The organism is Ruegeria sp. YTSC002 (assembly GCF_059609845.1).
The window spans coordinates 159,463-172,122 of record NZ_JBXWML010000009.1 but is presented as its reverse complement, the minus strand read 5'-3'; the positions used below and the strand labels follow the sequence as shown (position 1 = coordinate 172,122).

The 12,660-nt window shown below is 58.3% G+C and carries 11 protein-coding genes; 4 read left to right on the top strand and 7 right to left on the bottom strand.

Annotated elements, in window-relative coordinates; genetic code table 11:
* Window positions 1-253 precede the first annotated feature (253 nt).
* Window positions 254-3,112: an excinuclease ABC subunit UvrA gene (gene uvrA / locus AC2FFD_RS16930; protein WP_496873616.1), complete on the top strand. Its 2,859-nt coding sequence runs from the start codon at window positions 254-256 to the stop codon at window positions 3,110-3,112.
* 38 nt (window positions 3,113-3,150) lie between these two features.
* Here the strand turns inward: uvrA and AC2FFD_RS16925 are convergent, their stop codons facing one another.
* From AC2FFD_RS16925 to AC2FFD_RS16905, 5 genes are all read right to left on the bottom strand, one after another.
* Window positions 3,151-3,342 (bottom strand): YgaP family membrane protein, encoded by a 192-nt coding sequence (locus AC2FFD_RS16925; protein WP_306979674.1) that lies wholly within the window; start codon window positions 3,340-3,342, stop codon window positions 3,151-3,153.
* A 72-nt stretch (window positions 3,343-3,414) separates the two neighbouring features.
* Window positions 3,415-4,287 (bottom strand): 3-hydroxyisobutyrate dehydrogenase, encoded by an 873-nt coding sequence (gene mmsB, locus AC2FFD_RS16920; protein ID WP_496873615.1) that lies wholly within the window; start codon window positions 4,285-4,287, stop codon window positions 3,415-3,417.
* Window positions 4,288-4,290: 3 nt separating this feature from the next.
* Entirely contained in the window at window positions 4,291-5,331 is a 1,041-nt protein-coding gene (locus AC2FFD_RS16915; protein ID WP_496873614.1) for an enoyl-CoA hydratase/isomerase family protein, read from the bottom strand.
* 7 nt (window positions 5,332-5,338) lie between these two features.
* Window positions 5,339-6,481 carry an acyl-CoA dehydrogenase family protein gene (locus AC2FFD_RS16910; RefSeq protein ID WP_171725308.1) on the bottom strand — a complete coding sequence of 381 codons (1,143 nt, stop codon included), beginning with the start codon at window positions 6,479-6,481 and terminating at the stop codon, window positions 5,339-5,341.
* Window positions 6,482-6,593: 112 nt separating this feature from the next.
* Window positions 6,594-7,709 (bottom strand): carboxylate-amine ligase, encoded by a 1,116-nt coding sequence (locus tag AC2FFD_RS16905; RefSeq protein WP_171725914.1) that lies wholly within the window; start codon window positions 7,707-7,709, stop codon window positions 6,594-6,596.
* A gap of 137 nt (window positions 7,710-7,846) precedes the next feature.
* Here AC2FFD_RS16905 and AC2FFD_RS16900 point away from each other — a divergent pair, with 137 nt between their 5' ends.
* Window positions 7,847-8,698, top strand: a complete 852-nt coding sequence (locus tag AC2FFD_RS16900) for a class I SAM-dependent methyltransferase (RefSeq protein WP_480684404.1) — start codon at window positions 7,847-7,849, stop codon at window positions 8,696-8,698.
* A 71-nt stretch (window positions 8,699-8,769) separates the two neighbouring features.
* Window positions 8,770-9,246, top strand: a complete 477-nt coding sequence (locus AC2FFD_RS16895; protein WP_170344465.1) for a fasciclin domain-containing protein — start codon at window positions 8,770-8,772, stop codon at window positions 9,244-9,246.
* Window positions 9,247-9,312: 66 nt separating this feature from the next.
* On the opposite strand, the gene AC2FFD_RS16890 is transcribed toward AC2FFD_RS16895, so the two are convergent.
* Window positions 9,313-9,897, bottom strand: coding sequence for a L,D-transpeptidase (locus tag AC2FFD_RS16890; protein ID WP_171116564.1), 585 nt, complete (start codon window positions 9,895-9,897; stop codon window positions 9,313-9,315).
* Window positions 9,898-10,101: 204 nt separating this feature from the next.
* Window positions 10,102-11,601, bottom strand: a complete 1,500-nt coding sequence (locus tag AC2FFD_RS16885) for a CoA-acylating methylmalonate-semialdehyde dehydrogenase (protein WP_170344463.1) — start codon at window positions 11,599-11,601, stop codon at window positions 10,102-10,104.
* Window positions 11,602-11,705: 104 nt separating this feature from the next.
* Between AC2FFD_RS16885 and AC2FFD_RS16880 the strand changes: the two genes are divergently transcribed.
* On the top strand, window positions 11,706-12,608 hold the full coding sequence (locus AC2FFD_RS16880) for a LysR family transcriptional regulator (protein WP_152457867.1): 903 nt from the start codon (window positions 11,706-11,708) through the stop codon (window positions 12,606-12,608).
* The last annotated feature ends 52 nt before the right edge of the window (window positions 12,609-12,660 follow it).

The following is a 12,660-nucleotide window of genomic DNA, read 5'->3' as shown; positions in this document are numbered from 1 at the left end:
CGGTTGTAGCTCAGTTGGTTAGAGTACCGGCCTGTCACGCCGGGGGTCGCGGGTTCGAGCCCCGTCAACCGCGCCATTTTCTTCTCAAATCCGTCGGTCCGCCAGATAGCCAGGCATTGCGCTGTACGATTCCATGCCCATGGTTTGATTTGGTCGGCGAAAACCTGTACGTTCACTAAATGTTCTAACTTTTCTGTTGGAGACTCGGGCAAGCTCGCCTATCTCTAAACCACTTGTTTGTTGGGGGCCGGAAATGGCTGAGCTGAAGAATATAGAGGTGCGCGGCGCGCGCGAGCATAACCTCAAGGGCATTGATGTCGATATCCCTCGGGATCAGTTGGTGGTGATCACCGGGCTGTCCGGTTCGGGCAAGTCGTCGCTGGCGTTCGACACGATTTATGCCGAAGGTCAGCGCCGTTATGTCGAAAGCCTGTCCGCCTATGCGCGGCAGTTTCTCGACATGATGGAAAAGCCCGATGTTGACCATATCAGTGGACTGTCTCCGGCGATCTCCATTGAACAGAAAACGACCTCGAAGAACCCGCGATCAACCGTGGGAACCGTCACCGAGATTTATGATTACCTGCGCCTGCTGTTCGCGCGCGCGGGCACGCCGTACAGCCCGGCCACCGGCCAGCCGATCGAGGCGCAGCAGGTACAGGACATGGTCGACCGCATCATGACGATGGAGGAGGGCACGCGGGGTTATCTGCTGGCTCCGATCGTGCGCGACCGCAAGGGAGAGTACCGGAAGGAATTTCTGGAACTGCGCAAGCAGGGGTTCCAGCGCGTGAAGGTGGATGGCCAATTCTACGAACTGGACGAGCCCCCGACATTGGACAAGAAGTTCCGCCATGACATTGACGCGGTCGTTGACCGGATCGTCGTGCGCGAGGGGATGGAGACCCGCCTTGCCGACAGCCTGCGCACCGCGTTGGACCTGGCCGATGGCATCGCGATTCTGGAAACCGCGCCACGGGAAGGGGAGCCGGAACGTATTACCTTCAGCGAAAACTTTGCCTGCCCGGTCAGCGGTTTCACTATCCCCGAGATTGAACCACGCCTGTTTTCGTTCAATGCGCCATTCGGAGCCTGCCCGGATTGTGATGGGTTGGGGGTCGAGCTGTTCTTTGACGAGCGACTCGTGGTGCCGGATCAGACGCTGAAACTGTATGACGGGGCCCTAGCGCCATGGAGGAAAGGCAAGTCGCCGTATTTCCTTCAGACCATCGAAGCCATCGCGCGCCATTATGAGTTTGACAAGAACACGCCCTGGAAAGACCTGCCCGGCAAAGTGCAGCAGGTGTTCCTGCGGGGCTCTGGCGATGAGGAAATCCAGTTCCGCTATGACGAGGGCGGACGAGTGTATCAGGTTACGCGCAGTTTCGAAGGCGTGATTCCGAATATGGAACGGCGATATCGCGAAACTGACAGCGCGTGGATCCGTGAGGAATTCGAGCGGTACCAAAACAACCGTCCATGCGGCACCTGCGAAGGTTATCGTCTGCGCGCCGAAGCTTTGGCCGTGAAAATCGCCGGGCTGCATGTCGGTCAGGTGGTGCAAATGTCCATCCGCGAAGCGCTTGCCTGGATCGAGGATGCTCCGAACCATCTGAGCGCTCAGAAGAACGAGATCGCCCGGGCCATTCTGAAGGAAATCCGCGAGCGGTTGGGCTTCCTGAATAACGTTGGGTTGGAATACCTTACGCTGTCTCGTTCAAGTGGAACGCTGTCTGGCGGCGAAAGCCAGCGTATTCGTCTGGCCAGCCAGATCGGCTCGGGCCTGACCGGGGTTCTTTACGTATTGGACGAGCCCTCGATCGGCTTGCACCAGCGTGACAATGACCGGTTGCTTGGTACGCTCAAGAATCTGCGGGATCAGGGCAACACCGTGATTGTTGTCGAACATGACGAGGAAGCCATCCGCGAAGCCGATTACGTGTTCGACATTGGTCCCGGTGCGGGCGTGCATGGCGGGCAGGTGGTCAGCCACGGCACGCCCGATCAGATCGCGGCCGATGCGGCCTCGATCACGGGGCAGTATCTGTCGGGCGTACGCGAGATTCCAGTGCCCGCCGAGCGGCGCAAGGGGAACAAGAAAAAGGTAACGGTGGTAAAGGCTTCGGGCAACAACCTCAAGGACGTGACGGCCGAGTTTCCCTTGGGCAAGTTCGTTTGTGTCACGGGTGTATCTGGCGGCGGCAAGTCGACCCTGACGATTGAGACGTTGTTCAAGACCGCCTCGATGCGCCTGAATGGCGCGCGTCAAACGCCTGCGCCGTGTGAGACAATCAAGGGTTTGGAGCATCTGGACAAGGTCATCGATATCGACCAGCGCCCGATCGGGCGGACTCCGCGTTCGAATCCGGCAACCTATACCGGGGCCTTCACCCCGATCCGCGACTGGTTCGCCGGGCTGCCCGAGGCCAAGGCGCGGGGATACAAGCCGGGTCGTTTCAGCTTCAACGTCAAGGGCGGCCGCTGTGAGGCCTGTCAGGGCGACGGCGTCATCAAGATCGAGATGCACTTCCTTCCCGACGTCTATGTCACCTGCGAAACCTGCAAAGGCGCGCGATACAATCGCGAAACGCTCGAGATCAAGTTCAAGGGCAAGTCCATTGCGGATGTGCTTGATATGACGGTGGAAGACGCGCAGGAGTTCTTCAAGGCCGTTCCATCAATCCGCGACAAGATGGATGCGCTGGCCCGCGTTGGTCTTGGCTATATCAAGGTGGGTCAACAGGCGACCACGCTGTCGGGTGGTGAGGCGCAGCGTGTAAAACTGTCCAAGGAACTGTCGAAACGGTCAACCGGGCGGACGCTTTATATCCTGGACGAACCGACCACGGGTCTGCATTTCGAAGATGTGCGCAAGCTGTTGGAAGTGCTTCATGAATTGGTCGATCAGGGCAATACCGTCGTGGTGATCGAGCATAATCTCGACGTGGTGAAAACCGCCGACCATATCATCGACATCGGGCCTGAAGGCGGCGACGGCGGTGGTGAGATCGTAGCCGTCGGAGCACCTGAAGAAATCGCTCAAGTCGAACGCAGCCATACCGGTAGGTATCTGAAAACCATGCTCAACCCGGATCGGGTGGCGGCGGAGTAGGCGGCTTCAGGCTGTCTTCGCTCCACCGCCTGTCCAATCTAGTTTTTCTTGGTTGGGCAGGTGCTGATGCCCAACACCGAGTATATCGGGCATGTATTCAGCAGACCCGTGACCAACGGCACGATGCCGATCCACATCCAGGTTCCGTATCCCAACAGAGCGCCCAGAATAAGCGCGGCGCCTATTGCGATCCGAAGCGTTTTGTCGAGTCCACCCATGTTTTTGGTCATCACGTAAGAATCCTTTCCAAAAGGTTGCACCCTTTGGGTATCAAACATTCCGTGGGTGGAATATGACTTGGATCAACTTCGTCCACGCTTTTCAAACCGAGGCAGCATGGCGCTGAAATCGCGGCCCAGACCGTCCTCGTTTTCGACGAATTGCTCGTAAAGTGCAGTCGCGGCCTGTCCCATCGGTGTATCCGCATCCGCACTGGATGCGGCTTGTTGGCTGAGGCGCAGGTCCTTCAGCATCAACTCGGCTGCAAATCCAGGAGTATAGTCATTGTCGGCAGGGCTTTGCGGGCCAACGCCTGGGGCAGGGCAATAGGCGTTCATCGTCCAGCTGTACCCCGATGAGGTGCTGACCACATCGAACATCTTTTGGCGGTCCAAACCCAGTTTGTCGGCCAGGGCAAAGGCCTCGCACGTGGCGATCATGGTGACGCCGAGGATCATGTTGTTGCAGATCTTGGCGGCCTGGCCTGCTCCGGCTTCGCCGCAGTGAACCGCTTTCTGCCCCATGATGTCGAACAGAGGAGCAGCCTTTGCAAAGGCGGCTTCTGACCCGCCGGCCATGAATGTCAGGGTGCCACCTGCCGCGCCGCCGACACCCCCCGAAACCGGAGCGTCGACGAACAGCAGACCAGCGCCGCTGGCCTGTTCCGCGACTGCGCGTGCGCTGTCCACGTCAACTGTCGAGCAATCGATCAGCACCGCACCCTTCGCCATGGCGGGAATGATCTGATCCGCAACTGACCGCAGGATGGCGCCATTCGGCAGCATGGTAATGACTGCATCGGCAGAGGCGACGGCTTCGGTCGCAGTACCGGCCTGCGTCACCCCGTCAACGGCAACGCCTGCCGTGTCGAATCCGAGAACCTGATGGCCGGCCTTTGCCAGATTGGCCGCCATGGGTGCCCCCATGTTTCCCAGCCCTATGAACCCGATCTGCATCTCTCAGTCCTCCTCGAATGTCAGGGTGTCCGCACCCAATGGCTGCAACATTTTCGAGACGGCCACCAGGGGGACGTCCATATCGGGAAACTGCCAGTTCGGGTTGCGGTCTTTGTCTATGATCTGCGCGCGGATGCCTTCCAGAAAGTCACCATGCTCCATCGCCCGGTGGGTAAAGCGGTATTCCATCTCCAACGCGCGCCGCATGGTCAGCGAGGGGCCACGCAGACGGTGCAGCATCTCGATCGTGCAGGCCACGGAAAGCGGCGCGTTTTTCGTTATTTTTTCCAGATTTTTGTCTGCAAATTCCTGATCGTCATTGCGCAGGCTGATCAGGATGTCGCCCAGAGTTTCACCGGAAAAATGCATGTCGATTTCGGTTTGCAACTCTGCCAATTCGCCCTTGGGTGGTGTTTCGGCATGTTCGGCCACCAGTTCCGCATTTCCAGACGCCTCCAGCAATTCGATCAGATCAGACCATTGCGATTGCGGTATGAAATGGTCGGCAAACCCCGCAAAGATCGCGTCCGCAGGCCCCATTCTGAAGCCCGTGGTCCCAAGGAATTCACCCAGTCGCCCCGGTGCAAGGGCCAGCATCAAAGACCCGCCGACATCCGGAACCAAGCCAATCGAGCATTCCGGCATTGCAATCTTGGAGCTTTCTCCGACGACGCGGTGGCTGCCATGGCAGCCGATTCCGACACCTCCGCCCATGGTAAATCCCTGAAGAAAACTGATGACCGGTTTGGGATATTCGAAGATCAGGGCATTCAGACGGTATTCGTCGCGCCAGAACTTCTGACCATAGGCATAATCGCCCTTGGTGCCCGTTTCATAAAGTTCGGCGATGTCACCCCCCGCACAAAAGGCTTTTTCCCCCTCGGCGTCCAGAACGATCAGGTCAACGGCATCGTCTTCCCGCCAGTTGCGCATCGCGGTGTCGATGGCCATGCACATGTCATAGCTCAGCGCGTTCAGCGCATGAGGACGGGTCAGGGTGATGCGACCGGCACGGCCTGTGGTGCGGATTTCAATATCTGACATCGGGGCCTCAGCGATTGGCGAGCAACTGGCGTGAAACGATCACGCGCATAATCTCATTCGTGCCTTCCAAAATCTGATGCACGCGAAGATCACGCACAAGCTTTTCGATGCCGTAATCCGCAAGATATCCGTACCCGCCATGCAGTTGCAGGCACTGATCCACCACCTTCGATCCGGTTTCGGTCACGAATTTCTTGGCCATGGCGCAGAATTTCGTGGCATCGGGCGCGCCGTTGTCCAGTTTCCACGCCGCCTGACGCAGGAAGGTGCGGGCGGCCTGCAATTCGATCTCCATATCCGCCAGACGGAACTGAAGCGCCTGGAACTGATCGATGGATTGGCCGAACGCCTTGCGCTCGGACATGTATTGCAGGGTCATATCAAGCCCGGCTTGGGCAGCCCCAAGAGAACAGGCCGCGATATTGAGCCGCCCACCATCGAGGCCCATCATCGCGTATTTGAAGCCGTCGCCTTCGGTGCCCACGAGGTTGCCTGCGGGAATTTTGCAGTCGTCGAACTGAACCTGCGCGGTGGGTTGGCTTTTCCAGCCCATTTTCTGTTCCAGCGCCCCAAAACTCAGCCCCGGCGTGCCGTCTTCGACATATACGGTCGAGATCCCCTTGGGCCCATCCTGACCGGTGCGTACCATGCAAACATAGGCATCCGAATAGCCACCGCCCGAGATGAACGCCTTGGTGCCATTCAACGTATAACCTTCGTTGGTCCGTTCGGCGCGGGTTTTCAGCGCCGCCGCGTCAGAGCCGGAACCGGGTTCCGTCAGGCAATAGCTCAGAACCGTATTCAGGCTCAGAACATCCGGCATGATGCGTGCCTTGAGGTCGTCATCCGCGAAATTGTCCAACATCTTGGCGCACATGTTGTGGATCGACAGGAAGGCAGCGACCGAAGGACAGGCCATCGACAGGGCCTCGAAAACCAGCGTGGCATCCAGGCGGGTCAGGTTTGAGCCTCCGCTTTCCTCGGATACGTAAAGCGCGCCGAAACCAAGTTCGCCTATCTGGGGCCACAAGGTTTTGGGAATGGTTCCGTCTGCCTCCCACTGGCGCGCAAAGGGGGCGATGTTTTCCTGCCCGAACGCGTGCGCCATGTCGAATATGGCTGTTTGCTCCTCGCTGAGTGCGAAATCCATGACGCTCCCTCCCGTCGGCAATGAATTGAACGGTTGTTTATTTCTGAATTCTTACAGAAATTTTGCAGGCGCAACAATGAGTCGGTTGAAACGGATCACAAGCCGGAAACGTTCAGAGATCGGCGTGAAACTCCTCGATCAGGTGGCGCACGACGGCTTGCCCCGGATCGTCCCCCCGCGCTGTTGCCTCGGCATGAATACGGCGTTGGCGCGTGGCAGAGGTGCCGTTTTCAGCAATCTGCCTGAGCCGTGCGAGTTCAGTCATCGTGCCAAGCGCTTCGGTGTCTTCAGCCAACAACCCCATGAGGTCGCCGATCAGTTCAGACATGGGCTTGACCGACCGGTCGCCGAAATCGATCAGCCCTTCACCCACTCCGTATCGTTGAGCGCGCCAGCGGTTTTCGCCGATCAGGAAACGATCATATTGCCGCCAGCGCAGGTTGCGGTCTTTCAGGCGGCACAGCATCCGGGTCAATGCCTGCACCAGTGCCGCCAAAGACAACGTGTGCTCCAGCCGGGGCTGAACATCCATGATCCGTGTTTCCAAAGTCGGGAAACGATGCGAAGGGCGCAGATCCCACCAGATCTTGGTGGTGTCTTCTATGACGCCAAGCTCGACCAGAATACCCGTGGTCCGTTCATACTCGCTCCAACTGGCAAAAACTGGCGGCAGCCCGGTGCGGGGCAGGTTGTCGAACACCGTCAGCCGGTATGAAGACAGGCCGGTATCCTCGCCGTTCCAGTAAGGCGAAGATGTGGACAGCGCCAGGAGATGCGGCAGAAAGTATGACAGTTGCGGCATCAGGTCGGCCCGAAGCGCAGGGTCTTCGACCCCAACATGAACATGCATCCCGCAGATCAGCATCCGCCGGGCAACGCCGCCGAGTGCGTGTTGCAACGCGTCATACCGTTCTTTCCGGGTGTGGTGTTGATCTTTCCAGTTGGCGAAGGGATGGCACGAGACGGCGATAGGGGACAGGTTGTATTCACCCGCCCGTTTCGACACGCATGACCGCAGCCGCTTCAGATCTTCGCGCGCTGAAGCGACCGTGGTGTGTGGTCTGGTTCCAACCTCTATCTGGCATTGCAGGAACTCGGGGCTGACCTGACCTTCGAAATCGCTTTGGCAGGCCGCCATCAACGCTTCGGGGGCTTCGGACAATTGCAGGCTGTCACGATCCACCAACAGGTATTCTTCTTCGATCCCGAGTGTAAATTCCTGCTGCATGGGGCCCCTCCCAGTTGTCAGTTCCATCAGTGAATACGGAAATTTTCGTTTTGCCAAGGGTTTGCCCGGCTTGCCCTTGCAGTGAAACGGTTTGCAACGGTAAGGAACACTGCATCACAGATCGCGGAGCCAGCGCCTTGAAACCCAGAAAATTCCCGAAGATCAACGCAGCCCTTGAAGAATTGGGGGTGAAACTGGTCGACAGAGTTACGGAACAGGATGAACGGGCGCGGCTGGAAGCCTTCGAAGCGGCAGGAGGGTTGACGCGCCCCGCCTATGCGTTGTCGCCGGGGATGGAGGGGTTCGACATCTCTCAACTTGTGGCGGAATACGAGCGTCACAAAACAGCCCTTGAGGCGCTGAAAGATCCCGCACGCAACCAGACCGGTTATCGTACCGGCAATGGTTACTATGACAGCCCGGATGCGGATGCGTTGTATCTGATGATCCGCCGCTTTCAGCCCAAACGCGTGATCGAGGTCGGATGCGGCAATTCCACCCGGGTGACCCGTCAGGGAATCATCGACGGCAATCTGGATACCACCATTACCGCTGTTGATCCGTACCCACGCGCCGATATCGCCCATGTGGTCGACCGGTTCGAACAGAAACGTCTTGAAGATACAGACCCGGCCCTGTTCGCAGAGCTGGAGGCCGGAGACATTCTGTTCATCGATTCCAGCCATGTTGTGCGGATGAGCAACGATGTCGCCCATCTGTTCTGCCGCATCATACCTTCGCTCAACACCGGCGTGGTGATCCACGTTCACGACGTGTTTTTGCCCTACGAATACCCCAAGCGCTTCTTCTATGACTGCCCAGGTTGGGGAGAGCAGTACGTGTTGCACAGCTTGCTTCAATCTGGCGCGTATTCAATGCTTTGGCCGGGATATTACCTGCAACAGGATCGGCCCGATGCCGTTGCCGCCTTGCCGTTCCTGGCCGAGGGGCGGGCGCAGAGCATCTGGGTGCAGCTCAAGGAAAACTGAAACCAGAGTGATCCATTGCGGCAAAAGCCCCGTACCCCTTTCCATAACAAGCTGGAGAGGAGAAGACAGCCATGTTCCGTCGTACATTCATGGGCGCAGCCGCCGCACTTGCATTCGCCATGCCGCTCAAGGCTCAGGCCGCTGATATCGTCGACACCGCCGTTGCCGCCGGGTCGTTCAACACTTTGGTTGCCGCCGTTCAGGCCGCAGGTTTGGTTGATACGCTGAAAGGGGAAGGTCCGTTCACCGTATTTGCACCCACGGACGAAGCCTTTGCCGCGCTTCCTGAAGGCACTGTCGAGACGCTTTTGAAACCCGAAAACAAGGATCAACTGGTCGCCATCCTGACCTATCACGTGGTTCCGGCCAAGGTTATGTCCGGTGATATCGCAGGCAAACGCGCCAAGGTTCTGACCGTTCAGGGCGATCGATTGAGCGTCAATGCCAAAAACGGCGTGAAAGTGAATGACGCCAAAGTCGTGCAGGCAGACATTGAAGCCAGCAATGGAGTGATCCACGTCGTCGACGCGGTGATCCTGCCGGAATAAACGCCGGGTTCCGAAAACAACAAAGCCCCGGCGATCGACCGGGGCTTTGGCTTGTCAGAAGGGGGATCAGACCAGACGAACCTGTGTTCCGACCTTGACCAGCGGATACAGTTCTTCGACATGCTGGTTGTACAGGCCGATGCAACCTGACGAGCTTTGGCGACCGATCTTTCGCGTGTCGTGCGTTCCGTGAACCAGATATGCAGGCCAACCCAGATACATGGCGCGGGTTCCCAGCGGGTTGCCGGGGTCGCCACCTTCCATCCGAAGCGGCAGCGAAGGGTCCCGTTCGCGCATCGATGCCGTGGGGGTCCAGCTTGGGAATTCGGTTTTGCGCACGACTTTCGTGTACCCGCGTTTGGTAAGCTCTTCGCTCATGGGTACGGAGCTTGGGTACAGTTTGTAGGTGCCGTCAGGCCCCCAGTAATGGACGGCGCGGCTGGTGATATCGGCCAACAGGCACCCGACGCCCAATTCATCGAAATGGTCCTGCCAGTTCTGCTGCGAGAAGGACGATATGTTGCGCCGGACCGGCAATTGCGTACTGATCGCGTCTTCCGTTTCCGGGAAAGCATCCGTGCTTTGCGCCCGAACAAGGGCAGGTGTTGCCACCAAAGAGGCCACGCCCAGCAAGGCAGAGCGACGGGTCATACGGGATTGGGACAAGTTTGCCTCCGATAAGTTCACTGCTCGGTAATCTGTTGGCGCCAAAATATGGGCATTGGTTGGTTTTTTCCAGAGTGAACCACTTGAATTTCCTGTGACCGGGCGGACGACAGCAGGTTTTTCGGCGGAAAGATGCAAAAAGCCCAGCCGTTGAACGGGCCGGGCTTCAAGCGTCAGGAAACTGTGGGATCAGTCCATGGCCTTGAAGTTGAACTCGCCACCTTCCTTGATGCCCGACGGCCAGCGTGCGGTCACGGTTTTGGTGCGGGTGTAGAACTTGAAGCTGTCCGGGCCGTGCTGATTCAGGTCTCCGAACATGGATTTCTTCCAACCGCCAAAGGTGTGATAGGCCAGCGGAACCGGGATCGGAACGTTGATGCCCACCATGCCGATATTGACCCGGCTGGCAAAGTCACGTGCGGTGTCGCCGTCACGGGTAAAGATCGCGGTGCCGTTGCCGTATTCGTGATCCATCGCCAGTTTAAGGGCCTCTTCGTACGAACCCGCGCGCACGGTGGACAGAACCGGGCCAAAGATTTCCTGTTTGTAGATGTCCATCTCGGGGGTCACGTTGTCGAACAGGTGCGGGCCGACAAAGAAGCCGTCCTCATAGCCTTGCAGGCTGAAGTCGCGGTTGTCGACAACCAGTTTCGCACCCTGTTCGACGCCTGAGTTGATCAGGCCCAGAATGCGCTGTTTCGCGGCAGCGGTCACAACCGGGCCCATGTCGACATCATCGCCGGCAGTGTAGGGACCAACTTTCAACTTTTCGATGCGCGGCACCAGTTTTTCGATCAGTGCGTCCGCGGTTTCTTCGCCCACGGGAACAGCCACCGAAACGGCCATGCAGCGTTCGCCTGCCGCACCGAAACCGGCACCAACCAGCGCGTCAGCGGCCTGATCCAGATCAGCGTCGGGCATGACGATCATGTGGTTCTTGGCGCCGCCGAAGCACTGGGCGCGTTTTCCGTTCGCCGTTGCGCGGCTGTAGATATACTGCGCGATCGGGGTTGAGCCGACAAAACTGACGCCCTGAATGATCTCGCTGTCGAGAATGGTATCAACCGCTTCCTTGTCGCCGTTTACGACCTGGAAAACGCCTTTGGGCAGGCCGGCTTCGACGAACAGTTCAGCCAGCATTAGGGGCACGGACGGGTCGCGTTCGGACGGTTTCAGAACAACGGCGTTACCGCAAGCCAGAGCAGGGCCAACGTGCCAGAGCGGCATCATGGCCGGAAAGTTGAACGGCATGATCGAGCCGACAACACCCAAAGGCTGACGCATGGAATACATGTCAATTCCGGGACCCGCGCTGTCGGTAAACTCACCCTTCAGCATCTGTGGCGCACCAATGCAGTATTCGATCACTTCCAGACCACGCTGCAAATCACCCTTGGCGTCTGGAATGGTTTTGCCGTGCTCGCGGCTCAGCGCTTCGGCCAGTTTGTCCATGTCGCGGTTCATCAGGCCGACCATGGCCATCATGACGCGCGCACGTTTTTGCGGGTTGGTTGCGCCCCATGCGGGCTGGGCGGCGGCGGCGGCCTCGATCGCGGCGGTGGTTTCCGCTGCACTGGCCATCGGGCACTTGTATTGAACTTCGCCCGTTGCCGGGTTGTAGACGTCGTCGAAACGACCGGACGTTCCGGCGACCATTTCGCCGTTCAGGAAATGGGTCAGGTCTTGCATCAATAGCTCCTCCGATAGATTTGCGCGCAGAATAGGCTTGCAGAAATCCGGCGAACAGAGGCAATGTCTCAAAAGAGTTTTGCAAAAATGCAAAAGGGATCAAAATGACCCCAAATTGGGATGACATGCGGATTTTCCTGGCTGTCGCGCGCGAGGAAAGCCTGTCTTCCGCTGGTCGCATCCTGAAGATCGACCCTGCCACCGTCGGTCGGCGCATTGCGCGCCTGGAGGCGACGCTGGATTCCACATTGTTCACCAAGTCGCAGCAAGGCTATGTTCTGACCCCGGCGGGACAGCGGCTGTTGGAACATGGGCTGCACGCAGAAGAGGCGATGCGCGCGGCGGCCGGGGCGGTAACAGGACCGACGAAAACGCTAAGCGGGCAAATCAGGATTGGTGCGCCGGACGGCAGTGCCAACTATCTGCTGCCGCAGGTGTGTGCCAAAATCAGCGACGCAAACCCTGATCTGGACATTCAGATCCTTGCGCTTCCGCGCGTGATCAACCTGTCCCGTCGCGAGGCGGATATGGCGGTTACGGTCAGTGCGCCGACCGCCGGTCAGCTGCTGGTGAAGAAAATCAGCGACTACAAGCTGCACATGGTCGCGACCGAAGAGTATCTGAAGCGACATGATCCGATCCGGAGCATCGCTGACCTGAAGGGCCACAGGTTGATCGGCTATATCCCCGACATGATCTTTGACCGGGAACTGGATTACCTGAATGATATTGGCGTTGACCGTGTCGCTCTTGCATCGAATTCGGTGTCGGTTCAACTGCGGCAGGTCTGCCTGGGAACTGGCGTTTGCGTGGCGCATGATTTCACCTTGCCGTTCCACCCGGGGCTTCGGAAAATCCTGACGGATCAAGTGAGTTTGACGCGCAGCTTCTATCTGGTCCGGCATCAGGGAGACCAGCGCAACGAGCGGTTGAACCGCTTTGCTGATGCCCTGACACGCGGCATTCGCGATGAAGTGCTTCGTTTGGAAGCAGGCCCCGACGCTTGACAGGTCGCGGCAATCGCGCAACGCTTTGGAATAAGTGTTATTATTCCGGAGG